The 22,926-nt window shown below is 72.7% G+C and carries 23 protein-coding genes and 1 pseudogene; 10 read left to right on the top strand and 14 right to left on the bottom strand.

The genetic code is table 11. From position 1 onward, the window contains the following. Positions 1 to 43 precede the first annotated feature (43 nt). The 4 genes from A5481_RS24945 to A5481_RS24960 all read right to left on the bottom strand — a co-directional run bounded on the left by A5481_RS24945 (position 44) and on the right by A5481_RS24960 (position 4,088). Positions 44 to 775 carry a phosphodiesterase gene (locus A5481_RS24945; RefSeq protein ID WP_064504398.1) on the bottom strand — a complete coding sequence of 244 codons (732 nt, stop codon included), beginning with the start codon at positions 773 to 775 and terminating at the stop codon, positions 44 to 46. Between the two features lie 225 nt (positions 776 to 1,000). Continuing rightward, a complete protein-coding gene (locus A5481_RS24950) occupies positions 1,001 to 2,329 on the bottom strand; it encodes an ABC transporter substrate-binding protein (RefSeq protein ID WP_048437271.1) in 1,329 nt (442 codons plus the stop codon). A gap of 14 nt (positions 2,330 to 2,343) precedes the next feature. Next, positions 2,344 to 3,192 (bottom strand): carbohydrate ABC transporter permease, encoded by an 849-nt coding sequence (locus A5481_RS24955; RefSeq protein WP_048437272.1) that lies wholly within the window; start codon positions 3,190 to 3,192, stop codon positions 2,344 to 2,346. After that, on the bottom strand, positions 3,189 to 4,088 hold the full coding sequence (locus tag A5481_RS24960; protein ID WP_048437278.1) for a carbohydrate ABC transporter permease: 900 nt from the start codon (positions 4,086 to 4,088) through the stop codon (positions 3,189 to 3,191). Before A5481_RS24960 ends, A5481_RS24955 begins: the two co-directional genes overlap by 4 nt. A 455-nt stretch (positions 4,089 to 4,543) precedes the next feature. On the opposite strand from A5481_RS24960, the gene A5481_RS24965 reads away from it, so the two are divergent. Together A5481_RS24965 and A5481_RS24970 are read left to right on the top strand one after the other, a co-directional pair. After that, on the top strand, positions 4,544 to 4,972 hold the full coding sequence (locus A5481_RS24965; RefSeq protein ID WP_048437273.1) for a MerR family transcriptional regulator: 429 nt from the start codon (positions 4,544 to 4,546) through the stop codon (positions 4,970 to 4,972). Next, the gene (locus A5481_RS24970; RefSeq protein ID WP_048437274.1) at positions 4,908 to 5,369 is read left to right on the top strand and encodes a carboxymuconolactone decarboxylase family protein; all 462 of its coding nucleotides are present in this window, start codon (positions 4,908 to 4,910) and stop codon (positions 5,367 to 5,369) included. Before A5481_RS24965 ends, A5481_RS24970 begins: the two co-directional genes overlap by 65 nt. On the opposite strand, the gene A5481_RS24975 is transcribed toward A5481_RS24970, so the two are convergent. Then, on the bottom strand, positions 5,320 to 6,717 hold the full coding sequence (locus A5481_RS24975) for a cytochrome P450 (protein ID WP_048437275.1): 1,398 nt from the start codon (positions 6,715 to 6,717) through the stop codon (positions 5,320 to 5,322). The two genes, A5481_RS24970 and A5481_RS24975, sit on opposite strands and share 50 nt — an antisense overlap. Positions 6,718 to 6,849: 132 nt before the next feature. Between A5481_RS24975 and A5481_RS24980 the strand changes: the two genes are divergently transcribed. Both A5481_RS24980 and A5481_RS24985 read left to right on the top strand, forming a co-directional pair. Continuing rightward, the gene (locus A5481_RS24980; RefSeq protein WP_048437276.1) at positions 6,850 to 7,278 is read left to right on the top strand and encodes an RNA polymerase sigma factor region1.1 domain-containing protein; all 429 of its coding nucleotides are present in this window, start codon (positions 6,850 to 6,852) and stop codon (positions 7,276 to 7,278) included. 60 nt (positions 7,279 to 7,338) lie between these two features. Beyond that, the gene (locus A5481_RS24985; protein ID WP_064504399.1) at positions 7,339 to 8,484 is read left to right on the top strand and encodes a carboxylate-amine ligase; all 1,146 of its coding nucleotides are present in this window, start codon (positions 7,339 to 7,341) and stop codon (positions 8,482 to 8,484) included. Positions 8,485 to 8,530: 46 nt separating this feature from the next. On the opposite strand, the gene A5481_RS24990 is transcribed toward A5481_RS24985, so the two are convergent. Next, positions 8,531 to 9,448 carry a LysR family transcriptional regulator gene (locus tag A5481_RS24990; RefSeq protein WP_064504400.1) on the bottom strand — a complete coding sequence of 306 codons (918 nt, stop codon included), beginning with the start codon at positions 9,446 to 9,448 and terminating at the stop codon, positions 8,531 to 8,533. Positions 9,449 to 9,545: 97 nt separating this feature from the next. Between A5481_RS24990 and A5481_RS24995 the strand changes: the two genes are divergently transcribed. Both A5481_RS24995 and A5481_RS25000 read left to right on the top strand, forming a co-directional pair. Beyond that, entirely contained in the window at positions 9,546 to 10,436 is an 891-nt protein-coding gene (locus A5481_RS24995) for an aldo/keto reductase family oxidoreductase (RefSeq protein ID WP_048437476.1), read from the top strand. A 493-nt stretch (positions 10,437 to 10,929) separates the two neighbouring features. Continuing rightward, entirely contained in the window at positions 10,930 to 11,268 is a 339-nt protein-coding gene (locus tag A5481_RS25000) for a cupin domain-containing protein (protein WP_156312196.1), read from the top strand. On the opposite strand, the gene A5481_RS25005 is transcribed toward A5481_RS25000, so the two are convergent. The 5 genes and pseudogenes from A5481_RS25005 to A5481_RS25025 all read right to left on the bottom strand — a co-directional run bounded on the left by A5481_RS25005 (position 11,235) and on the right by A5481_RS25025 (position 16,800). Continuing rightward, a complete protein-coding gene (locus tag A5481_RS25005) occupies positions 11,235 to 12,044 on the bottom strand; it encodes an MBL fold metallo-hydrolase (RefSeq protein WP_048437475.1) in 810 nt (269 codons plus the stop codon). The genes A5481_RS25000 and A5481_RS25005 overlap by 34 nt on opposite strands. A 12-nt stretch (positions 12,045 to 12,056) precedes the next feature. Further along, a complete protein-coding gene (locus tag A5481_RS25010) occupies positions 12,057 to 12,869 on the bottom strand; it encodes a TatD family hydrolase (protein ID WP_245239244.1) in 813 nt (270 codons plus the stop codon). Then, entirely contained in the window at positions 12,866 to 14,425 is a 1,560-nt protein-coding gene (metG, locus tag A5481_RS25015) for a methionine--tRNA ligase (protein WP_048437474.1), read from the bottom strand. Before metG ends, A5481_RS25010 begins: the two co-directional genes overlap by 4 nt. A gap of 127 nt (positions 14,426 to 14,552) precedes the next feature. Further along, positions 14,553 to 16,454, bottom strand: a pseudogene (locus A5481_RS25020) (glycoside hydrolase family 15 protein); the annotation flags it as partial. Between the two features lie 109 nt (positions 16,455 to 16,563). Continuing rightward, positions 16,564 to 16,800, bottom strand: a complete 237-nt coding sequence (locus A5481_RS25025) for a DUF6894 family protein (RefSeq protein ID WP_048437472.1) — start codon at positions 16,798 to 16,800, stop codon at positions 16,564 to 16,566. A 320-nt stretch (positions 16,801 to 17,120) separates the two neighbouring features. Between A5481_RS25025 and A5481_RS25030 the strand changes: the two genes are divergently transcribed. After that, the gene (locus tag A5481_RS25030; protein WP_082173616.1) at positions 17,121 to 17,654 is read left to right on the top strand and encodes an RrF2 family transcriptional regulator; all 534 of its coding nucleotides are present in this window, start codon (positions 17,121 to 17,123) and stop codon (positions 17,652 to 17,654) included. A 7-nt stretch (positions 17,655 to 17,661) separates the two neighbouring features. Here the strand turns inward: A5481_RS25030 and A5481_RS25035 are convergent, their stop codons facing one another. Then, entirely contained in the window at positions 17,662 to 18,282 is a 621-nt protein-coding gene (locus A5481_RS25035; RefSeq protein WP_048437471.1) for a cation efflux transmembrane domain-containing protein, read from the bottom strand. Positions 18,283 to 18,316: 34 nt separating this feature from the next. Next, positions 18,317 to 18,655 (bottom strand): hypothetical protein, encoded by a 339-nt coding sequence (locus tag A5481_RS25040; protein ID WP_064504401.1) that lies wholly within the window; start codon positions 18,653 to 18,655, stop codon positions 18,317 to 18,319. 217 nt (positions 18,656 to 18,872) lie between these two features. Between A5481_RS25040 and A5481_RS25045 the strand changes: the two genes are divergently transcribed. Further along, on the top strand, positions 18,873 to 19,172 hold the full coding sequence (locus A5481_RS25045) for an alpha/beta hydrolase (protein ID WP_245238716.1): 300 nt from the start codon (positions 18,873 to 18,875) through the stop codon (positions 19,170 to 19,172). A gap of 241 nt (positions 19,173 to 19,413) precedes the next feature. Here A5481_RS25045 and A5481_RS25050 read toward each other — a convergent pair whose 3' ends face one another. Continuing rightward, positions 19,414 to 21,084: a methyl-accepting chemotaxis protein gene (locus A5481_RS25050; RefSeq protein WP_064504402.1), complete on the bottom strand. Its 1,671-nt coding sequence runs from the start codon at positions 21,082 to 21,084 to the stop codon at positions 19,414 to 19,416. Between the two features lie 448 nt (positions 21,085 to 21,532). Between A5481_RS25050 and croR the strand changes: the two genes are divergently transcribed. Further along, a complete protein-coding gene (gene croR / locus A5481_RS25055) occupies positions 21,533 to 21,994 on the top strand; it encodes a 3-hydroxybutyryl-CoA dehydratase (RefSeq protein WP_064504403.1) in 462 nt (153 codons plus the stop codon). Position 21,995: 1 nt separating this feature from the next. Further along, entirely contained in the window at positions 21,996 to 22,796 is an 801-nt protein-coding gene (locus tag A5481_RS25060) for a TrmH family RNA methyltransferase (RefSeq protein WP_064504404.1), read from the top strand. Positions 22,797 to 22,926 lie beyond the last annotated feature (130 nt).

Below are 22,926 nucleotides of genomic sequence, written 5' to 3' on the forward strand. Positions count from 1 at the left end.
AGAGGGGATCCCGCGCCATATTCTTGAATATGATTTTAGCGGCTCAGTGCTGCCCCGGATACGCCGCGTCCAGCACGAACGGATACGGCCCGTCGAACGCCTCGACGTAGACCATGTGGCTCACGAGTCCCGTCTCCGGCGTGTAGCGGTGGAGCAGGTAGGCCGGGGGCTCGAACACCAGCGCCCCCTCGTGCTCCGGCGTCAGATCGAAGGCGACCTGATGGCTCACGCTCGGGGCGATCTGGGCGATCGTGCCGGCGTAGCGGGTCACGATCGGCCGGTGGTGATGGCCGCACAGGATCCGCTCGATGCAGGTCTGAGCCCCGATCAGCCGCCGGAACGGCGCCTCGCCGTCGAGGAGCCGGATCTCGTCCATGTGAACGAGGCCGCATTCGAAGGGCGGGTGGTGCATGAACACCAGGGTCGGGCGGCCGTCGCCGCCGGCGAGCGCCCGCTCGAGGAAGCCGAGGCGCTCGGTGCAGAGCGCGCCGTGGCTCGCGCCCGCCACCAGCGTGTCGAGGGCGATCAGGCGGACCGGGTGATCCTCGACCGTGTACTGGACGAAGCCCTTGGTCGCGCCCGGCATCCAGGCCACCGGCAGGACGTCGCGCATGGTCTTGCGCCGGTCGTGGTTGCCGGGCACGAGGTCGGGCCGGGGATCGAGGGCGACGAGGTGGGCGACCGCGCGGGCGACCATCCGGTTGGTCTCGGAGACCCGGTAGGCCGGCAGCCCGCGGGGGCGCACGTGCAGGTCGGTGATCTGGGCGATGAGCATGGGGCGACGTCCGATTGATTGTAGACGCGACGCCCTTTCCCGGACGACTGGAGCGTCAGCGGAAGGAGATCCGGGATCCAGCGTTAAGACTTGCCGCGAAGCGGCTCCGGCTGCTGCACCGTCGCAAACGCACGGACGCTTCGCGGAGTCTTGCGCTGGATCCCGGGTCCCATTCCGCTGTCGCTGCATGGGCCCGGGAAAGGGGAGGGTGTCAGTGCGGGGCGATCACTCCGCGCCGGGCAGGCGGAGCGCAGTGTCCTCGACGTAGGGACGCATCAGGGCATCCGCGGCCTTCTGGGCGGCGGCGAGCGCCTCCTTCGGCTGGCGCTTGCCCGAGAGCACGGCCTGCAGCTCGTCCTCGATCGCCTTGCGCACCGGCACGGTGCGGTAGGTGGCGAACCACGGCTTGGCGTTGGCGAGCTGATCCACCGCGATCTTGGCGTCCGGGTTCTTCTCCAGGAAGGCCTTCATCTCGGGTAAGTCGTAGGCCGCCTTGTTGGGGGCGAAGTAGCCCGTGGCGCGGCTCCACCAGCCCGACTTCTCGGGCGAGGTCAGCCACTGGATCAGGGTCCAGCCGGCGGCGCGCTTCTCGGGCGAGAGGCCGGTCGGCTGCACCAGGGAGGCGCCGCCGATCGGCACCGCCTGGCGCACGTTCATCGGCACGAAGGCGACCTTGAACGGGAACTTGGCGGTGTCGCGGATGAAGGTGAGCGAGCCCGTCGAGATGATCATCATCGAGGCCTGGCCGGCCAGGAACGCGCCGGTCACCGCCGGGCCCTTCTGCTCGCCGGCCGGGTGCACCTTGGCCTTGTGCACGAGGTCCGACCAGAAGGTGAGGGCGCCGAGCATCGTCGGGGTGTCGTAATAGACCTCGCCGCCGTAATCCTCGTTGTAGTAGCGCCCGCCGTTCGACATCGTCAGGGCTTCGAGGATCCAGCCGCCGTAATCGTAGTTCGAGGGCATCATCAGGCCCCAGCGGGTGGTGCGGTCGCCCTCGCGCTTCGTCAGCGTGCGGGCGGCGTCGTACAGCTCGGCCCAGGTGCGCGGCGGCTTGTCGGGGTCGAGCCCCGCTTCCTTGAAGTGGTCGGCGTTGATGTAGAGCAGCGGCGTCGAGTTGTGGAACGGCACGCCGTAGACCTGGCGGTCGATCACGGCGTTGGGAAGCAGCGCCGGAAAGAACTGGCCCATGAAGGCGTCGGGCGTCTTGCCGTCCTTGGCGATCAGGTCGTCCATCGGGGCGATCTCGCGCTCGATCGACAGGTCGGTGAGGAAGTTCGCCGACATGATGACCGCGGCCGGCGGCTTGCCGGCCTTGATCGCCGCGCGGGTCTTCAGGAGCGTGTCGTCGTAGGAGCCGGTGAAGACCGGGGTCGCCTTGATGTCGGGGTGGGAGTCGTTGAACTCCTTGATCAGCCCCGACATGTTGCGGGCGAGCGCCCCGTCCACCGGGACGGGGAAGAACAGCTCGATGTCGGTCGCATGCGCGGCGCGCGGCGCCGCGAGGCCCGCCGCCGCCACGAGGGCAAAAGCGGCGCCCTTCCACCAGGAAATCATCTGTAGTCGTCCTCTTACTTGATGCCGGAGGCGAGGAAGCTGTTCACGAACCGGCGCTGGAAGATCAGGAAGGCGGCAAGCAGCGGCAGGCTGACCAGGAAGGTGCCGGCCGCGATCAGCCCCCAGGCCTGCATGCCCTCGGCGCTGAGCGTGAAGCTCGCGAGCCCGAGGGTGAGGGGCCGCCGGTCGGGGGAGTTGATGACCATCAGCGGCCACAGAAACTCGTTCCAGTGGCTGGTGACCGAGACGATCGAGAACGCGATCAGCGCCGGCTTCGTCAGCGGCAGGTAGATGAGGCGGATGCGCGCCCACCAGCCGGCGCCGTCGATCATCGCGGCGTCTTCCAGCTCGCGCGGCACTTCGCGAAAACTCTGGCGCATCAGGAAGGTGCCGAAGGCGGTGGCGCAGTAGGGCGCCATCACGCCCGGCAGGGTATCGTAGAGGCCGAGAGCCGCGATCGTCTTCAGGTTCGGCACCAGCAGCACCACCGGCACCAGCATCAGCTGGACCAGGAACAGGGCGAACAGCAGGCCGCGGCCGGGGAATTCGAGCCGCGCGAAGACGTAGCCGGCGAGCGAGGCGGTCACGAGCTGCACCAGGAGGATGCCGGCGCAGATGGCGAGCGAATTGAGGAAGTAGAGCGGGAAATCGGCCGAGGCCCAGGCCTCGGCGAAGTTGGCGAGCGTCGGGGTCAGCGAGGGCAGGAGCGAGGCATCGGCTCCCGATCCTGCCGGCCGGAACGCCGCCACCAGCATCCACCAGAACGGCACCGCCCAGACCAGCGCCAGGCCGGCGACGACGAGGCGGGCGATGCGCGGGGCGATCTCCCGGGTCACCGGGCCGGATTGAACCTGGGCGCTCATCGGGCCGCCTCCGGGCCCTGGCCGCGGGCGAGCGACACGGCGGTCAGCGCGGCGAGCAGGCCCAGCGTCACCACGGTCGCGGCGGCGGCGCGGCCGGCATCGTAGCGCTCGGCGGCCTGCTCGTAGATGTAGAACAGCAGGAGCTTCGTCGCGTCCGAAGGCCCGCCCTTGGTCAGCACGAAGACGTGGTCGACCTGCGTCACCGCGTTGAGGAGCGCGATCACCCCGACGAAGGCGAAGGTCGGGCGGAGCGCCGGCAGCGTGACGAAGCGCAGGCGCTGCCAGGGGCCGGCGCCGTCGAGGAGCGCGGCCTCCCGGGCCTCGTCGGGGATCGCCTGCAGGCCGGCGAGGATGAACAGCATGTAGTAGCCGGCATTCTTCCACACCGTCAGCACCGTGATGGCCGACAGCGCGAGATCGGGGTCGCCGAGCCAGTTGGCGCCGGGAAGCCCGAGCCGGGCGAGGTGATGGTCGATGAGGCCGATCCCGGGCAGGAACAGGAACAGGAACAGCGCCGCTGCCGCGACCAGCGGGATCATCACCGGCAGGAAGAACACCGCCCGCATCAGCGCCCGCACCCGGCCGGCGCCGTTCAACGCCAGCGCGAAGGCGAGCGCCAGGATCAGGCTCGGCACCACCGTGCCCAGCGCGTAGAGCGCGTTGTTGAGGAGCGCGCGCTGGAAGGTCGGGTCGGCGAAGAGGGCAGCGAAGTTGGCCAGCCCCACGAAGCGGGTGCCCCGGCGCGTGACCGCGTGGGTGGCGTCCCACAGCACCTCGACCACCGGCCAGTAGGTGAACAGCGCGAGGAAGACGAGGGAGGGGCTCAGCAGCGCGAGCGGCAGGAGGAGGCCGGCGCGGGGCCGGCGCGCCGCCCGCGCGACGGAAGGCTCGGCCACGGAGGCCGCCGGAATCGAATCGAGGACGTGGGTCAAAGGGGTCCGCCGGGATGTCGTGACCGGCGCGTCATCGGGCGGTTTCGTGACAGGCGGATGAAATCGGAATCGCCCGATGCTGTATTCCGGCCGATACCCGCACCCGGCCTCCGGCCCGGGCTTCGTTTCGGCCCCGTGACGGCAAGTTGCCCGGGGTGGAATTTTATCAGCGCGACGACAACCCTCGCTGGCAGGGACCGGAGCCGGCCTGCAAGATCTTGCAGGATCGGCGCCGCGCGGCGGCGATGACGTCGCGGAACTGGGGCGCCCGGTGCGAGCGCCGCGGCGGACTTCGCACGACGGCCCTGCCGGCGGGACGACGCAGGGCAGGGGACCCGACCGCCTGATTCCGGGCCTTGACTTCGAGTGCGCTCGAACCCGTAGCGTCTCCCCATCCTGGACGAAAGGACGGTCGCCTCATGAAGATCGGCGAGCTCGCGAAGCGTTCCGGGCTCACGGCCCACACCATCCGCTACTACGAGACGATCGGGCTCCTGCCCCAAGCGAGCCGGGACCGGTCGCGCCAGCGCGACTACGACGCCTCGATCCTGACCTGGATCGCCTTCCTGCGGCGCCTCAAGACGACCGGGATGCCGATCCGCGGCATGCTGCGCTACGCGCGGCTGCGCGAGGCCGGCCACGGGACGGAGCCCGAGCGGCGCGCGCTGCTGGAGGCCCACCGCGACCGCGTCCGGGCGCAGGTCGCGGAGCTGCAGGCCTGCCTCCTCGCCCTCGACGACAAGATCGCCGGCTACGCGGCGCCACACGAGAGGACCGACGACGATGACGTCCCAATCCATGAGCGACGGCGAGAGCCGGCTCGCGCGCGGCCGGCGCGCGCTCGCTGAGATCGACGGCGAGGCCGGGCACGCGGTGGTCGCGGCGCTGGCGGATATCGCGCCGGACTTCGCCACCTACCTGTTCGAGTTTCCCTTCGGCGACATCTATTCCCGGCCGGGCCTGACCCTGCGCGACCGCGAGATCGCCACCATCGCGGCGCTGACCGCGATGGGCCATGCCGCGCCGCAGCTGCGGGTCCATATCGAGGCCGGCCTGAATGTCGGGCTCACCCGCGAGGAGATCACCGAGATCATCATGCAGATGGCGGTCTATGCCGGGTTCCCGGCCGCCCTGAACGGCCTCTTCGCGGCCAAGGAGGTGTTCGGGCGCCGGTTCCCGCCGGCGCAGGACGGCGTCAGCGCGGGGTCACCCGCATCGGCATCCCCTCCGCCGGGCGCAACGTGATGCGCTGCTTGAGCTCCGGCCGGTAGCCGGGCCTGAGCGAGAAGCGGAAGGCGCGCACCAGCACCGCCAGGATCGCCACCGCCTCGGCGAGCGCGAAGCCCATGCCGATGCAGATCCGCGGACCTGCCGCGAAGGGCAGGTAGGCGTAGCGGTCGCGGGCCTTGGCGGCCTCGGGGGCGAAGCGGCCGGGGTCGAAGCGCTCAGGGTGGTCCCACAGGGCGGCGTGGCGGTGCACGGCGTAGATCGGCAGGGTGATCGGCGTGCCGGCCTTCACCGGCGTCCCGCCGAGGTCGACGTCGCGGAGTGCCGCCCGCACCACCACCGGCACCGGCGGGTAGAGGCGCATCGCCTCGAGGATCACCTGGCGGGTATAGGGCAGGGCGTCGACGTGGTCGGCCGTCAGCGGACCGCCCCCGGTCGCCGCCTCGACCTCGGCGGCGACCAGCGCCTCGGCCTCCGGGTGGTGGGCGAGCAGGTAGAACGCCCAGGTCAGGGCGAGCGCCGTGGTCTCGTGGCCGGCGGTCACGAAGGTGAGCAGGTTGTCGGCGACGTCGCGGTCGTCCATCGCCTGGCCGGTCTCCGGGTCGCGGGCGGCGAGCAGCAGGCTCATCAGGTCGTTGCGCCCGTCCGTGCCGGTGCGGCGCCCTTCCGCGGCGAGGCGCAGGAGCTCGTCGCGCAGGTACGTCTTGGCCCGCTCGGCCTTGGCCCGGCCGGGATAGGGCATCCAGGCGGGCGCGCGCAAAAGCGTGAGGGCGAAGATCCAGCTCGTCGATTCGAGGTAGTCGGTGATGCCGGTCTCGACCCGGGCGGCGTCGATGGCGCCGTGCCCCGACAGCATCGTCTCGACGATGATCTCGAAGGTGGTGCGCATCATCGTCTGGGCGATGTCGACCTCGGCGCCGGCCTCGGCGGCGAGCGCCTCGCGGGTGCGCTCGGCGGCGGCGATCATCGCCGGCACGAAGCTGCGGATGCGCTCGGCCCGGAAGATCGGCGCCGCCGCCCGGCGCTGCCAGCGCCAGCGCGCGCCGTCGGCGGTCAGGATCGCGTCGCCCAAGGCCGGCGAGAGGGCGCGGCGCAGGACCTCCGACTTCTCGAACGCATCGGCCTCGTCGACCATCACCTGCCGGATCAGGTTCGGGGCCATCACGAACAGGCTGGTATTGCCGAGAAACTCGGAGACGTAGAGCGGCTCGCGGTAGATCGCCTCGGGCCAGGCCTCGAGCGGGTTGCGCACGATGGTCCGGAACAGGCACCACGGCCCGAGCGGCCGCGCCGGCGGGGTGATCCGGGCGAGGTCCGGCCGGGGCCCCTCGGGGGCCGGACGGAAATGGGACGGGTGCGCGTTCATGGCTCGCCTGGGTTCGGTCCCGACCGACCGGGAGCCTCTCTGGCCTTGTCCTACCCCATCTGGGCACGAGCGTGACGGGGAAACGCGCGCGGCCCGGTGCGCGTTGGCACGGACGAGACACGGAGTTCCGTGATGCAGGCCGCCTTCGACCGCGCCACCCTCGACCGCCTGATCGCCCTCGGCAAGGACCGGGGCGGCCTCGGGCCCGACGACCTGCGGCAGGCCCTGCCGATCGACCGGATGAGCGCCGAGGACATCGCCCTGGTGCTGATCGAGCTGGAGGAAGCCGGGATCCCGGTCGATCCGGACGAGATCCTGCTGCAGCACGGCCGCACGCTGCCGCCCGCCGGCGCGGTCCGCCTGCCGGAGCCGCCGGCGCCCGAGGCCGCGGCACCCGCGCCCGAATCGCCGCCCGCCGCGACGCAGGCCGCAAGTCCCGGTCCCCGCGCGGCGCCCGGTCCGGCAGGGGCAGGCGGCGCGCACCGGGCGGTGGTGTGGGCGGGGCTGGCGGCCGTCGTGCTCGCCGTCGTCGTCCTGGCCCTGTGGGCGATGCGGGGCTGACGGCGTGGCCGGCCGGCCGCCGGCCCCTATATCCCCGCGCTCTCGGAGAACCCCGCATCCATGACCGGCCCTGCAACGACCGGCTCCGCCTACCGCTTCGGCATCGAGGAGGAGTTCTTCCTGGCGGATGCCGCGACCCGCGGCACGCCGCGCAGCGGCGTCCAGGGCTTCCACGCCGCCGCCAGGGCCCTGCTGCCGGCGGCCGAGCGCGAGCTGCTGCAGAGCCAGATCGAGATCGCGACGCCGCCGGCCACCGAGGCCGAGGAGGCGCGGGCGGGCCTTTCGGGACTGCGCCGGGGCCTGGCCGAGATCGGCCGGGCGCACGGGATCCTGGTCTTCGGCGCCGGCACCCATCCGGGCGCCGCCTGGGACGCGCAGGCGCCGACCGACGGGGCGCGCTACCACGGCATCCTCGACGAGGTGCGGATGGTCGGGCAGCGCACCCTGGTCAGCGGCATGCACGTCCATGTCGAGGTGGAGCGGCCGGACGACCGGGTCGACCTGATGAACCGGCTGCTGCCGTTCCTGCCGGCGCTGCTCGCGCTCTCGGTCTCCTCGCCGTTCTGGGAAGGGCGCGACACCGGCCTGTGCGGCTACCGCCTCAGCGTGTTCGGCGAGATGCCGCGCACCGGCCTGCCGGACCTGTTCGCGAGCGAGGCCGAGTTCGAGCGCTACGTCGCGGTGATGCAGGCCGCCGGCGCGATCCGGGATGCGAGCTTCCTGTGGTGGCACCTGCGGCCCTCGATCCGCTACCCGACGCTCGAGCTGCGCATCGCCGACAGCTGCACCCGGGTCGACGACGCGGTGGCGATCGCCGGCCTCTACCGCTGCCTCGTGCGCGCCGCCGAGCGCCGGCGCGACCTCCATGCCGGCCTCGACGGGGTCGCCCGGGCGGTGATCCGCGAGAACCTGTGGCGGGCCCAGCGCGACGGCGTGCGCGCCGCGCTGATCGATCCGCAGGCCGGGCGCGCGGTGCCGTTCACCGAGGCCCTGGAGGGGCTGCTGGCGCTCGTCGCCGAGGACGCGGCGGCGCTGGGCTGCACGGACTCCCTCGACGAAGCCCGCCGCATCGCCCGCGACGGCACCAGCGCCGACCGCCAGCGCGCGGCCTACGCCGCGGCGCGGGGCGCGGACGGCGCGGACGAGGCCGGCATCGCCGCGGTGGTCGACGCGCTGGCCCGCGAGACCGAGGGGCGGGCGGCATGAGGCGGAGACATGGGGAGGGGCAGGGGCAGCAGCGGGGGCAGGGCGCTCATCCCCGCCCGGCCCCGATGAAGTCCACGAAGGCCCGCAACGGCGCCGGCAGGTAGCGCCGGCCCGGATAGTACAGGAACGGCCCGGAGAAGCGCGGCCACCACGGCTCCAGGACCGGCTCCAGCGCCCCGCTCTCGAGATGCGGCCGCAGCCAGTCCTCGAACAGAGTGACGACCCCGACACCGGCGAGCGCCGCCTCGACCGCGAGGTCGGTCGCGGTGCCGACCCGCACGGTGAGCGGGCCGCCCGGCTCGATCCGCACGGTCTCGCCGTCGCGCTCGAACGCCCACTCGGTCGCGGCGCCGCTGGCGAAGCGTCCGCGCAGGCAGGCATGGTCGAGGAGGTCGCGCGGATGCGCCGGCCGCCCGCGACGGTCGAGATAGGCCGGCGCCGCGGCGGTGGCGAAGCGCTGCTCGCGCGGGCCGATCGGCACCGCGATCATGTCCGGCTCCAGGCGCTCCTCGTAGCGGATGCCGGCGTCGCAGCCCGCCGCCAGCACGTCGACGAAGCCGTCCTCGGCGACGATGTCGAGGTGGATGTCGGGATAGGCGGCGAGGAAGGGCGGGACGATGGCCGGCAGCACCAGCCGTGCCGCGCTCACCGGCACGTTGAGGCGAAGCGTGCCGGCCGGGCGATCGCGAAAACCGTTGACCACGTCGAGGGCCGCCGCGACCTCGCCGAGCGCGGGTTTGAGCCGCTCCAGGAGCCGCGTCCCGGCCTCGGTCGGCGCGACGCTGCGGGTCGTCCGGTTGAGGAGCCGGACGCCGAACCCCGCCTCAAGCCGGCGCAACGCCTCGCTCAGGGACGAGGCGCTGACGTTGCCGATGCGTGCCGCCTCGCGAAAGCCGCCGGCCTCCGCCACCGCCACGAAGGCGGACAGGTCGCCCAGATCCAGGTCGCTCGACTTCGCCGCCATCGTTCGCGATCCCGCACAGCCCGTTCGGATTGCACCGGCTTATCACGCAGCGCGCCGGCTTCTAGATCCGGATCGTCATCGACGAAGGAGACGGACCATGAGCGGGATCGAGACGGCGGGGACCTACGCCCTGGGTGACCGGCGCGTGACGCGGCTGGGCTACGGCGCGATGCAGCTCGCCGGGCCGGGCGTGTTCGGCCCGCCGAAGGACCGGGACGAGGCCGTCGCGGTCCTGCGCGAGGCGGTGGCGCGGGGCGTCGACCACATCGACACCAGCGACTTCTACGGACCCCACGTCACGAACGCGATCATCCGCGAGGCGCTGCATCCGTATCCGGACGGCCTCGTGATCGTCACCAAGGTCGGGGCGTCCCGCGGCGCCGACGCCTCGTGGAACCCGGCCTTCTCGGCCGAGGCGCTGACCGCGGCGGTGCACGACAACCTGCGCCATCTCGGCCTCGACGTGCTCGAGGTGGTCAACCTGCGGGCGATGTTCAGCGTGCACGGGCCGGCCGAGGGGTCGCTCGCCGCGCCGCTCGAGGTCCTGGCCGACCTCCAGCGCCGGGGGCTGATCCGCCGGATCGGGCTCAGCAACGTCACCGCCGCGCAGGTCGCCGAGGGGCGGACGATCGCCGAGATCGCCTGCGTGCAGAACCACTACAACCTCGTCCACCGCGCCGACGACGCCCTGATCGACGCGCTGGCCGTCGACGGGACCGCCTACGTGCCGTTCTTTCCGCTCGGCGGCTTCAGCCCGATCCAGTCGCAGGGCCTGTCCGAGGTGGCCCGCTCCCTCGGCGCGACGCCGATGCAGGTGGCGCTGGCCTGGCTCCTGCGCCGGTCGCCCAACCTCCTGCTCATCCCCGGCACGTCCTCGCGCGGGCACCTGCGGGAGAACCTGGACGCGGCCGCGCTGGACTTGCCGGACGACGCGCTGCGGGCGCTCGACGGTCTCGCCGCCGCCGGGGCGCCGGCGCCCGGGCATTGACGCGGCCACGGGCGGGGGAGGTCGGCACCGTGCCGATGCCCCGCGCCCATGGTCGTCCGGGGCCCGGGTCAGGTGCGCGATGCGGGGGCCCGGCCCCCGTACACGCGATTCGCATAATGTATCTTATGGAACCGGAAGAGCGATCCGAGCGCCTGGGCGCTGGCCGCGATGGGCCCGAAGCGCCGCGGTTTCCCTTCTGGTCGGCGCCGATCCCGTGCATCATGGCACGATGACCGACCTTGTCGAACTGGTGATCGCACGCCTGCGCGAGCTGCCGCCCGACGCGCAGGACGAGATCGCCGGCGCCATGCTGGCGCTGGTCGATGCCGCCTCGGAGCCGGTCGCCCTCAGCCCCGAGGACCGGCCGTCTCCCGCCGAGTCGCTCGAACAAGCCGCTCGGGGCGAGTTCGCCAGCGACGAGGACATCGAGGCGATCTGGGCGAACCATGCCCCCGATCGCCAGCCGCCATCGACCGCCAGCCTCTTCGCCGGCCTGCCCGCGACGGCCGAGGCCGACGAGCGGATCGATATCCTGATGCAGGCCCCGCAGGCCCGCATCGAGCGGATCGTCTCGACCGGCCAGGCCAGCCCGCCGGGCTTCTGGTACGACCAGCCCTGGGACGAGTGGGTCGTGCTGCTCGCAGGTTGCGCCGGCCTGCGCCTGGACGGCGAGACGGAGTCCCGCCGCCTCGGCCCCGGCGACCACCTCACGATCCCGGCGCATCGGCGCCACCGGGTCGAGTGGACGAGCCCCGACCGAGCGACGGTCTGGCTCGCGGTGCATCTCGCGCCCGTGGATCAGCCGTCGACCGCGACCGACAGCCCGTCATAGGCCGGCACCACGCCCGGCGGCAGGCGCCGGCGCAGGGTCTCGTAGTCGAGGTCGGTGTGGAGGTTGGTCAGGATGGCCCGGCGCGGCGCCACCTCCTCGATCAGCGCCAGGGCGTCCGAGACCGAGAAATGCGTCGGATGGGGCGAGTCGCGCAGCGCGTCGACGATCAGGAGGTCGAGGTTGCGCAGCTGCGCCTTGGCGGCGTCCGGCATGGTGCTGACGTCGGGCGCGTAGGCCGCGTCGGCGAAGCGAAACCCTAAGGCCTTCTCCTCGGGCCCGTGCTCCATCACGAAGGCCGTCGCCGTCACCGGCCCGCCCGGCCCCTCGACCGTCACCGGCGCGCCGGTCTCGAGCGCGTGCAGGTCGAGGATCGGCGGGTAGAGGCTGCCCGGCCGCGAGGTGAAGCAATAGGCGAAGCGGGCCCTGAGCAGCTCGGAGGTCGTGGCGTCGGCATGGACCGCGATGCGCCGGCGCATGTGGATCACCAGCGGGCGCACGTCGTCGATGCCGTGGGTATGGTCGGCGTGCGAGTGCGTGAAGAGGATGCCGTCGAGGCGCGTCAGGCCCGCGTCGAGGAGCTGCTCGCGCAGGTCCGGCGAGGTGTCGACGAGGAGTGTGGTCGCCTCGCTCTCGGCGTCGCGGCGCTCGACCAGGAGCGAGCAGCGCCGGCGCCGGTTCTTGCGCTCGGCCGGGTCGCAGGCGCCCCAGCCGTAGCCGACCCGCGGCACGCCGCCCGAGGAGCCGCAGCCCAGGATGCGAAGGGTCAGGGTCGGCATGCGGGAAAACCCTCAGCGGTGGGCGGCGGCCTTGTCGAACAGGCGGTAGAAATTGGCGGTGGTGAGGGCCGCGAGGTCGTCGGCGCTCACGCCCACGGTCTCGGCCAGCACCCGGGCGGTGTCGGCGACGAAGGCCGGCTCGTTCGGCCGGCCGCGATGGGGCACCGGCGCCAGATAGGGCGCGTCGGTCTCGACGAGCAGGCGCTCGCGCGGCACGGCTCGCGCGATCGACCGGATCTCGTCCGAGTTGCGGAAGGTGACGATGCCGGAGAACGACACGAACAGGCCGAGCTCCACCCCGATCTCGGCGAGGCGCCGGCCCGACGAGAAGCAGTGCAGGACCGCCTTGAACGTCCCGCGCGCCATCTCCTCGGTCAGGATGGTCGCCACGTCCTCGTCGGCCTCGCGGGCGTGGATGACGAGCGGCAGGCCGCTCTCCCGCGCCGCCGCGATGTGGGTGCGGAAGACGCGCTGCTGCACGTCCCGGGGCGCGTAATCGTAATGGTAGTCGAGCCCGGCCTCGCCGATGCCGATGCAGCGCGGATGGCGCGACAGCGCGACGATCTCGTCCGCCGTCACGTCGGGCTCCTCGCCGGCCTGGTGCGGGTGGGTGCCGATCGTGAACAGCACCTCGGGATGGGCCTCGCTTAAGGCCCGGTAGGTCTCGAACCGGGCGACCCGGGTCGAGATCGTCACCATCCGGTCGATCCCGGCGCTCCTTGCGCGGGCCAGGACCTCGGGCAGCCGCTCGGCGAGGCCGGGCGAATCGAGGTGGCAATGGCTGTCGACCAGGCTTGCGCCTCGGGGGCTGTCGACCAGGCTCACGCCTCGGGCTCCACGTAGCGCGGGAAGATCGGGCTCGGCGCCGGCAGGCTCGTGCCCGGCACGAGGCGATGGCCCGGCCCGACATCGGCCAGTTGCCGCGCCTCGGGCGCCACCGCGAGCAGGTCGAGGAGCCGGGCGGCGGCCGTCGGGATGAAGGGCTGGACCAGGATGCCGACCGCCCGCAGCACCTCGGCGGTGGTGTAGAGCACCGCCTCCATCCGGGCCGGGTCGGTCTTGCGCAGGGCCCACGGCTCCTGGCCGGCGAAGTAGCGGTTGGCCTCCGCCACCACGGCCCAGATCTCGGCCAGCACCGCGTGCAGGGCGAGGTCCTGCATCAGCCCCCTCGCCTTCCCGGGCAGCGCGTCGGCGAGGGCGAGCAGCGCCCGGTCGGCGGCGGCCGGCTCGCCGGCTTGCGGGAAGGGTGCGGGGATCTGGCCGCCGCAATTGCGGGCGATCATGGTCAGCGAGCGCTGGGCGAGGTTGCCGAGGTCGTTGGCGAGGTCGGCGTTGAGCCGGTTGACGATCGCCTCGTGCGAGTAGCTGCCGTCCTGGCCGAACGGCACCTCGCGCAGCACGAAGTAGCGCAGGGGATCGACGCCGTAGGTGTCGGCCAAGCCGACCGGATCGACGACGTTGCCGACCGACTTCGACATCTTCTCCCCCTTGTTGAGGAGGAAGCCGTGGCCGAAGACGCGCTTCGGGACCGGGAGGCCGGCCGACATCATGAAGGCCGGCCAGATGATGGCGTGGAAGCGGATGATGTCCTTGCCGATGACGTGGAGGTCGGCCGGCCAGTAGCGCCAGCGCGGATCCGCCTCGTCGGGGAAGCCGCAGGACGTGATGTAGTTCGTCAGCGCGTCGACCCAGACATACATCACATGGCCGGGCTGGCCCGGCACCGGCACGCCCCAGTCGAAGGTGGTGCGGCTGACCGCCAAGTCCTGCAGGCCCGAGCGGACGAAGCTCAGAACCTCGTTGCGGCGCGAATCGGGGCCGATGAAGTCGGGATGGGCCTCGTAATGGGCGAGCAGGCGCTCGGCATAGGCCGAGAGCCGGAAGAAGTAGCTCTCCTCCTCGACCCACTCGACCGGCGTGCCGGTCTTCTCGGCCCGGCGGCTGCCGTCGGGGGCGGTGACCAGCTCGGCTTCGTCGTAATAGGCCTCGTCGCGGACCGAGTACCAGCCGGCATATTTGGCGAGGTAGATGTCGCCGTTCTCCTCCATCCGGCGCCACAGGGCCTGCGCGGAGGCGATGTGGTCGGCATCGGTGGTGCGGATGAAGCGGTCGAAGGAGCAGTCGAGCCGCTCGGCCATGGCGCGGAAGCGCGGCGCCATGTCGTCGACGAAGGCGCGCGGGCTGATCCCGGCCTTGGCGGCGGTCTGCTGGATCTTGAGGCCGTGCTCGTCGGTGCCGGTGGTGAAGAACACGTCGTAGCCGTCGAGGCGCTTGAAGCGCGCGATCGCGTCGGCGGCGATCACCTCGTAGGCGTGCCCGATATGCGGCACCCCGTTGGGGTACGAGATGGCGGTGGTGATGAAGTACGGCTCGCCCGCCACGACAGGTTTCCCGGAATAGGAGGCTTCGGATCGGTCGGGGCGCCCGCGCGGCGGCGCCCTCTCCCGAGCCTTAGAGCAAATTCGGGCAGCGGTGCCCACCCCTTCCGCAGCCGTTTCCGCGTCGCTCTCAGGCCCCCACCGCCCATTGGCACGGCTCGTCGGTGCGGGCAGCGGCGTGACGCGCCGCGCGGTCGAGGCGGACCGCGTGGTTGATGATCGCCATGTGGGTGAAGCCCTGCGGGACGTTGCCGCGCTGCTCGGACGTCGCGGCGTCGATCTCCTCGGCGAACAGGCCGAGGTCGTTGCCGCGGGCCAGCAGGCGGGCGAACAGCGGCTCGGCCTCGTGCGTGCGCCCGGCGAGCGCCAGGCAGCCGACGCGCCAGAAGGCGCAGGCCGCGAAGGTCGCCTCCGGATGGTCGAAGCCGTCGGCGTTGCGGTAGCGGTAGATCAGGTCGCCGTCGCCGAGCCCGGCGCTCACGGCTTGAAGCGTCGCGGCGACCCGGGGCGACTGTGCGTCGAAGGCGCCGAACAGCACCGTGCGCAGGACCGCCGCGTCGAGGTCGTCGGAGCCGTAGGCCTGGGTGTAGGCGCCGACGCGGGCATTCCAGCCCTTCTCGTGGTACTCGGCCCGGATCTCGGCGGCGACACGGCGCCACTCCTCGACCGTGTCGGGGCTCGCCACCTCCACCTCTTGCGCGATCTGCACCGCCCGGTCGAGGGCGACCCAGAGCATGCCCTTGGTGTGCAGGATCTGGCGCGTCTCGTCGCGCAATTCCCAGATGCCGTGGTCGGGCGCGTGGCGGCAGCGGATGACGTGGTCGGTGAGATGCCCCAGCACCTCGGCCAGGTGGTCGTTGACCTTGACCGGCGGGTCGTAGTCGACGGCGTCGAGGAAGGCGTGGAGCGCCACCAGGAACTCGCCGTACATGTCGTACTGGTGCTGGCCCGATGCCGCGTTGCCGATCCGCACCGGCCCGACCCCGCGCCAGCCGCGCAGGTGATCCAGGATCTCCTCCTCCGGGACGGTGCCGTTGATGCCGTACATCAGCTTCAGGTCGCGGCCGCGGGTCCCGTCGGCGTCGCGCAGGAAGCGCAGGAACTCCGCCGCCTCGCGCACGTAGCCGAGATTGACGAAGGCCGTGACGGTGAAGCTCGCATCCCGCATCCAGACGTAGCGGTAATCGAAGTTGCGGGTGCCCGGCACCGCCTCCGGCAGGCTGGTGGTGGCGGCCGCGATGATCCCGCCGGACGGCGCGTGGGTCAGGAGCTTGAGCACGAGCGCGCTGCGCAGCACGTCGTCGCGATGGGCCCCGTCATAGGTGCAGCGGCCGGACCATTCCTCCCAGTAGCTTTCCGTCGCCGACAGGCTCGCGGCGGCGTGGCGGACGTCGCCGTCGTCGTCCTCGCGGTGGGAGAGGACCAGCGACGCGCCCTCCCCGGCCGCCAGGGAGAACGCCGCCTCGACCCGGTCGCCGGCGATGGCGAGCGGCACCGTGGCGGCGATCCGCACGGCCTCCGGCTTCGAGCGGCGCCGGCACAGCACCGTGCCGCCCGCCTCGGGCTCGAGGACCGCGCCGTCGCGGGCGTAGTCGAAGGTCGGGCGCACCCGGAAGCGGCCCGTCACCGTGCCGGCCTCGCAGGCGGCCAGCCGCACGATCCGGCCGTGGGGGGCGCCGTCCGGCCCCTCCTCCGGCACCGCGTCCAGGGGGTGGAGCGGCATGAAGTCGGTGAGCGTCAGGCGGCCGGTCGCGGTGACGAAGGTGGTCTCCAGGATGGTGGTGCCGGGGCGGTAGCGCCGGTGCGTCTCGCGCAAGCCCTCGAGCAGGATCTCGCAGGCGCCGCCCCTGTCCTCGTCGAGCAGGCGCAGGAACACGGCCGGGCTGTCGTGGCAGGGCCAGCACAGCCAGTCGATCGATCCGTCGCGGGCGACGAGCGCCGTCGTGCAGGTATCGCCGATGATGGCGTAGTCCTCGATCGGCCGGTCCGTCACGTCGCCTCGCTGCCAACATGGGTTAAAGCGCGGGGGTAACGAACCGCCGGGAGGCGGGTTTCGGGGCGCGACGGTATGTGCCGCACGGCAGAACGGGGCGCGAGGCTTCCGGCCGGGTCCCGTCCAGCCAAGCCTCATCCAGCGACGTCTAATCCAGCCACGCGCAGGCGACGGCCAGGGACGCGACGGCGAGGACGCTCCGGCCCTGGTCGCGGATGGTGACGAACAGGTTCAGCCGGTCCTGGCGGCGGGCCTCGTCGCGGGCGATGTCGGCCAGGATCCGCAGGGCGTGCGCCCGGGCCGCGTCGCGGCTCGGCCACTCGCTGCCCTCGTCGTCGCGATGGGACAGGTCGTGGTCGTTGATGTCGAAGAAGTAACGCGGCACGGGTTGCCCCAATGATGTGTGAGGGCGTCCGGGCCGAGCACCCGGGGACCCACCGGTCGGCCTTGCCGACCGGGACCTTCGCTCCGATCCTCTAGGGCACGGCGGCAGGTATTGCCCTTGCATTTGTTTACTTGAACCCGATTTCCCCGCACCAACAAACAAGTACTCTTCCTACCAGATTGCAGCTTCGTCTCGCGCCGCTGCTGCCGCGGGGGACGGGCGGCGATCACGGAAGGGCGCGAAACGACGGCGGAGGTCGCGGCGAAAAGCTTGCTCGCGACCGGATGGCGAACGAGGCTTTCTTCCCAGATCCGCCCGCGATGGGCTATAGACGGATCCCGCTGTCGGGGTCGGAGGGCGCCCGGGCGGCTTCTCCTGGGGAGGACGGCGCCCTGCGGCTCTCGCTCTACACCGACCTGTCGCTGCGGCTGCTGCTCTATCTCGGGGCGGCGGAGGCCGGCGCCTGGACGACGACGCCCGCCGTCGCCCGCACCTTCGGGGTGTCGCTGAACCACCTGCAGAAGGTGGCGCGCGGGCTTACCGCCTCGGGCTACATCGAGGCGCGGCAGGGCCGGGCCGGCGGCGTGCGCCTGGCCCGCCCGCCCGCGGAGGTGCGGCTCGGCGCCGTGGTGGCGGAACTCGAAGGATTGGGCTGCCTCACCGAATGCGGGCGCGGCCCCTGCCCGCTCGCCGGGCGCTGCCTGCTGAAGTCCGCCCTCGACGCGGCCGAGCGCGGCTTCATCCGCGAGCTCGACCGCTTCACCCTCGCGGACGTGCTCGCCAGCCCGACCGGGGCGGCCCTGCGCGCGCTGATCGGGCGCGCGCCCGACGACGCCGGGCCTGCGCCCCCCTAGCCCGGCCTCAGGCCGCCTCGCGGGCGGCCCGGCGCTCGGCCGCGGCGGCCTGCCAGATCTCCCGGGCGGCGTCGGCGTTCATCGCCGCGATGCCGAGGCCGACCACCAGGTCGGGCCAGGGAGCGAAGGCCGGCCAGGTCGACAGGGTCGCGGCGGTGACGAGCCCGGCCGCCACGATCGCGACGTTGGCCACCGCGTCGTTGCGGGCCGACAGGAAGGCCGCCCGGGTCAGGCTGCCCTGCCCCTCGCGGTGGCGGGCGAGCATCAGCGCGCAGGCGAGGTTGACCGCGAGCGCGCCGAGCCCCGTCAGGGTCAGCGGCACCGGCGCCGGGGCCGCGAAGGCGCCGAGCTTGTGCCAGGCGGTCCAGAGCGCGGCGAGCCCCGGCAGGAGCAGGATGCCGGCCATCACCGTGCCGAGCCGCGCCCGCGCCGCCGGCCGCCAGCCCAGCCCGGCGACGATCAGCAGGTTGAGCGCCGCATCCTCCAGGAAATCGACGCTGTCGGCGACGAGGGCCACCGAGCCGATCGCCACCGCCACCGCCGCCTCGATCCCGAAATAGCCGAGATTGAGCAGGGCGACGCGGCCCACGGTGGCGCGCAGGCCGGGATCGGTGTCGGAGGAGATCACGGGACGGGCCTCGCGGACGGGAACGACCCGGCGTCTATGCCCCGATCGGCGGGATCGGGCCATCCGGCGCGTCGGACCTGCGGCGTCCCGGGCGGAGCCGGGGCCCCCTTGCATCCCTGCCGTGCCGGCGCCTGGTCATGCCGTGCCGGCGCTTGGCCATGCCGTGCCGGCGCTTGGCCATGCCGTGCCGGCGCTTGGCCATGCCGTGCCGGCGCTTGGCCATGCCGTGCCGGCGCTTGGCCATGCCGTGCCGGCGCTTGGCCATGCCGTGCCGGCGCTTGGCCATGCCGTGCCGGCGCTTGGCCATGCCGTGCCGGCGCTTGGCCATGCCGTGCCGGCGCTTGGCCATGCCGTGCCGGCGCTTGCCCCGCACGGCGGCGCCGGCTTGACTGCCGTCATCCGCCGACGAACAGGCGGCAGGGAGGACACGGCATGACGCATTCGTCACGGATGCCGCGCCGGCTCGTGCTCGGCGGGCTCGCCGGCCTGGCGGCGGCCTCCGCCGCCGGGGACGCCCGCGCCCAGGCGGGAACCGGCGCGCCGGCGGCGCCCTCGCGACCGACGCCGCCGGGGCCGCGCAATCGCCGCCTGTGCTGCGGGCGCCGAACGGCGTCGTCGCCGATGCGCAGGAGTACTGGCAGACCGGCAAGGCGCTCTACGATCCCGGCGAGATCCGGGTGCCGACGCTGGTGATCCACGCCGAGTGGGACGCCGACCTGCCGAGCTACCAGGCCCAGGAGTACTTCGCCCGGCTCACCCGCGCGCCCTACAAGCGCTTCGTCGAGCTCGGCGAGGGCACCCACACGGTGATGATGGAGAAGAACCGGATGCAGTTCTTCCGCGAGGTCGCGGCCTTCCTCACCGAGGCGGAGCCGCAGGCGCTGAACTGATACCGCCGCGCCTTCGAACGGATCCGTTCGCAGGCGCAAGGCAAGCCCGCAAGGTTTCCGTGTCCTCGCGTCGGCGCCGATGCGCCGGACGCTTTGGCATCGACGTGTCGATGCCAAAGCGCGAGGGTATGACGGGGCAGACGGGACGAGCGCCGCCCCGGTGGTCCGGGACGGCGCTGCCGAGGAGCCGGCCCGACAGCCGGGTCGACGCGAGCGCCGGCACCGACCCGGACGCGGCGGATCAGGCCGCCCGGACCCCGTCGAGGAAGCGCGTCACCTCGGCCGAGAGATGCTCGGACTGGCGCGACAGCTCGGAGGCCGAGGCGAGCACCTGGGCGGCCGCCGCACCGGTCTCGCCGGCGGCCCGCGCCACGTCCGCGATGGTCGTCGTCACCTCGCCGGTGCCGGCGGCCGCCTGGGAGACGTTGCGGACGATCTCCTGCGTCGCCGCGCCCTGCTCCTCGACCGCGGCCGCGATCGAGGTCGCCACGCCCGAGATCTCCTCGATCCGCGCGGTGATCCCGCCGATCGCGCCGACCGCCTGGCCGGTGGTGGCCTGGATCGCCGCGATCTGGCTCGTGATCTCCTCGGTCGCGCGGGCCGTCTGGCCGGCGAGTTCCTTGACCTCGGCCGCCACCACCGCGAAGCCGCGGCCGGCCGCCCCGGCGCGGGCCGCCTCGATGGTGGCGTTGAGGGCGAGCAGGTTGGTCTGGCTGGCGATCGACGAGATCAGCCCGACGACGTCGCCGATCCGGGCGGTCGCCTCGGTCAGCGCGTGGACCTGGGCCGCGCTCGCGCCGGCCTCCCGGACGGCGGCGCCGGCCAGGCGCGCCGAGCCGTCGACCTGGCGGCCGATCTCCCGGACCGAGGCGCCCAGCTCCTCGGCCGCCGCCGCGACCGTGCCGACATTCGCGGCGGCCTGCGAGGCGGCGGCGGCGACGCCGCCCGACTGGCCGGCGGTCTCCCGCGCGGTCGCGGTCATGACCTGGGCGGTGGCCTGGAGCTCGGTCGCCGCCGCCGTGACGGCGCCGACGATGCCGCCGACCGCCCGCTCGAAGCCGTCCGCCATCTCGCGCATCGCCTGCCGGCGCTGCGCCTCGGCCCCGGACCGGGCGAGCACGGTCTCCTCCTCCAGGCGCCGGGTGCGGATCAGGTTGTCGCGGAACACCGCGAGCGCGCCCGCCATCGCGCCGAGCTCGTCCCGGCGCCCGGCGCCCGGCACGGCGGCCTCGGCGTCGCCCGCGGCGAGGCGGCGCATCGCGCCGGTCATGCGGCCGAGGGGCCGGACGATGCCGAAGAGGCAGAACAGCACGGCGCCGAGGGTGACGAGGATCGAGACGCCGAACATCGCCACGGTGACGCGGGTGGCCTCCGCCCGCTCGGCCCGGGCCGCCTCGCCCGCCGCCTTGCCGGCGGCGACGTTGAGGCCGACGAGCTTGGTCGCCGTGTCGACCGTCGCCCGATAGGTCTTGTTCATCGGCCCGCGGAAGAAGGCGTCGACCTCGGCCCGGTTCGGGAGCGCCTTGAGGCGGGCCCAGTCGGCCCGGAACGCGGCGAGCTTCGCCGTCACCTCGTCGAAGATCTCCCGCTCGGCGGCGGAGCTGATCAGCGTCCGGTAACGTGCCGCGCCATCGTCGAGCGCGGCGTCCATCTCGGCGAAGCTCTTGGCCGAGAGCGCCTTCTCGGCCTCGCTCTCCGCCGTGATGAAGCGGAACTGCCAGAGCCGGGCGCGCATCACCAGGGTGTTGAGGGCGTGCGCCTCGGTGATCGACGGCACCGCGTCGTCGGCGAGCGTGGCGATGCGGGTCTCGATCGCGTCGAGCTTCCACAGGGAGACGGCGCCCTGCGCCAGGGACAGCAGCAGGAGGATCCCGAACAGGCCGCTCAGGCTGCTCTTCAGGGACATACGCATGACGAGGACCGCTGGTAATCGCTTCGGAAGACGTCACATCCTTCCGTCCGACATCGCTAAAATTCAATTAAAAGGCCCAAAACTTTCAATTCTGCTGCCGTGAAGATGAATTCAAGTCGTAGCAGTGCCGGATCGGCAGGTGAGATGGATCGACACGCACTGACGCTGCGGCATGAAAAAGTCCGGATGACGATCCCGGTGATCAGATGGACTGCGCACGACGCCGCGCTCCCGACGATGTGATCCGTCGTGGCGCCCCGGGGCCGCCGTGCGGGCCAAATCCGCGGCGCCTCATCCCGCGGCGCCTCATCCTTTGGGCTTTCCGACCTTTCGCCACTGGATTTCCGCCCCCGTCCCGTGCGACCCCGAGGACCCCGGCCGGGGCGGCGGCGCCGCGCGCGCCCGGTCTCCGCGGCCGCGCAACCATGTCTGACCGGGAGCGACGCCGATGATGCCCGAACTGCGCGTGCTGTACTTCGAGGACCTGAGCGTCGGGCTGTCCGAGACGCTCTCGAAGACCATCGCGGCCTCCGACGTGGTCGGGTTCGCGGAGATCACCGGCGACCGCAACCCGATCCACCTCTCCGAGCACTTCGCCGCCCGCACGCCGTTCGGCACCCGCATCGCCCACGGCCTCTACACCGCCGGGCTGATCTCGGCGGTGCTCGGCACCCGCCTGCCCGGCCCCGGCGCGATCTACATCAGCCAGAGCCTCAACTTCCGCGCCCCCGTGCGCATCGGCGACACGGTCGACGTCACCGTCGAGGTGGCCGAGCTGGTGCCGGAGCGCCGGCGCGCCCGCCTGACCTGCACCTGCTCCGTCAACGGCGAGACGGTGCTCGACGGCGAGGCCCTGGTGAAGGTGCCGACGAAGGCCGAATCCGATCCGCTGGCCGCCCGCAAGGGCTGAGATGACGCCGATCCCGATCGACGACCCCGACGACCCGCGCCTTCACGCCTATACGCGGATGCGCGAGCGCGACCTCGTCGGGCGCGAGGGCCGGTTCATCGCCGAGGGCGAGGTGGTGCTGCGGGTGCTGCTGTCGCCCCGGGCGCGGTTCCGGGTCGAGTCGGTGCTCGTCTCGCCCGAGCGTCTGCCCGGCCTCGCCCCGGTGCTCGCCGGCCTCGACGCCCCGGTCTACCTCGCATCGAAGACCGTGATGGGGGCGGTGGCGGGCTTCCCGATCCATCGCGGCGTGCTGGCGGTGGGCTCCCGCGGGCCGGATCCCGCCCCCGACGCCCTGGTGCCGGCGGGCCCGGCCCTGCTCCTCGGCCTCGTCGGGCTTTCCAACCACGACAACGTCGGCGGGCTCTTCCGCAACGCCGCCGCCTTCGGGGCCGACGCGGTGCTGCTCGATGCCGAGACCTGCGATCCGCTCTACCGCAAGGCGATCCGGGTCTCGGCCGGCACGAGCCTGACCGTGCCCTTCGCCCGGCTGCCCGCCGGCGACGACCTCCTCGCCCTCTGCGAGCGCCAGTCCCTCACCCCCGTCGCCCTCTCGCCCCGGGGCGAGGACATCGGGGGGCTGCCGCCCCTGCCCCGCGCGCTCCTCATGCTCGGCACCGAGGGCCCCGGCCTGCCCGAGGCGCTGATGGCCCGCGCCCGCCGGGTGGCGATCCCGATGGCGCCGGGGGTCGATTCGCTCAACGTCGCGGTGGCGGGCGCGGTGGCGCTGCACCGGCTCGGGGGCAAGCGGCTGGCGGGGCCTTGAGCGCGTCCTCGTGAGCGGCCGGGCCTTCGTCCGGTAGCCCACCACCCCGCCACACCCGGCGGAAAACACTCCTCCCGCCCCCACCGCGACAATGCGCAGCCATTGCCGGCTCACCGCCGCGCGCCACAAC

This window comes from Methylobacterium platani, from assembly GCF_001653715.1.
GTDB classification, from domain to species: Bacteria; Pseudomonadota; Alphaproteobacteria; order Rhizobiales; family Beijerinckiaceae; genus Methylobacterium; species Methylobacterium platani.

Bases quoted from the DNA above. Each gene is read 5' to 3' on its own strand.
- A5481_RS24945 (WP_064504398.1), bottom strand. From the start codon at position 775: ATGCTCATCGCCCAGATCACCGACCTGCACGTGCGCCCCCGCGGGCTG.
- A5481_RS24950 (WP_048437271.1), bottom strand. From the start codon at position 2,329: ATGATTTCCTGGTGGAAGGGCGCCGCTTTTGCCCTCGTGGCGGCGGCG.
- A5481_RS24955 (WP_048437272.1), bottom strand. From the start codon at position 3,192: ATGAGCGCCCAGGTTCAATCCGGCCCGGTGACCCGGGAGATCGCCCCG.
- A5481_RS24965 (WP_048437273.1), top strand. From the start codon at position 4,544: ATGAAGATCGGCGAGCTCGCGAAGCGTTCCGGGCTCACGGCCCACACC.
- A5481_RS24970 (WP_048437274.1), top strand. From the start codon at position 4,908: ATGACGTCCCAATCCATGAGCGACGGCGAGAGCCGGCTCGCGCGCGGC.
- A5481_RS24975 (WP_048437275.1), bottom strand. From the start codon at position 6,717: ATGAACGCGCACCCGTCCCATTTCCGTCCGGCCCCCGAGGGGCCCCGG.
- A5481_RS24980 (WP_048437276.1), top strand. From the start codon at position 6,850: ATGCAGGCCGCCTTCGACCGCGCCACCCTCGACCGCCTGATCGCCCTC.
- A5481_RS24985 (WP_064504399.1), top strand. From the start codon at position 7,339: ATGACCGGCCCTGCAACGACCGGCTCCGCCTACCGCTTCGGCATCGAG.
- A5481_RS24990 (WP_064504400.1), bottom strand. From the start codon at position 9,448: ATGGCGGCGAAGTCGAGCGACCTGGATCTGGGCGACCTGTCCGCCTTC.
- A5481_RS24995 (WP_048437476.1), top strand. From the start codon at position 9,546: ATGAGCGGGATCGAGACGGCGGGGACCTACGCCCTGGGTGACCGGCGC.
- A5481_RS25005 (WP_048437475.1), bottom strand. From the start codon at position 12,044: ATGCCGACCCTGACCCTTCGCATCCTGGGCTGCGGCTCCTCGGGCGGC.
- A5481_RS25030 (WP_082173616.1), top strand. From the start codon at position 17,121: ATGGGCTATAGACGGATCCCGCTGTCGGGGTCGGAGGGCGCCCGGGCG.
- A5481_RS25050 (WP_064504402.1), bottom strand. From the start codon at position 21,084: ATGCGTATGTCCCTGAAGAGCAGCCTGAGCGGCCTGTTCGGGATCCTC.
- croR (WP_064504403.1), top strand. From the start codon at position 21,533: ATGATGCCCGAACTGCGCGTGCTGTACTTCGAGGACCTGAGCGTCGGG.
- A5481_RS25060 (WP_064504404.1), top strand. From the start codon at position 21,996: ATGACGCCGATCCCGATCGACGACCCCGACGACCCGCGCCTTCACGCC.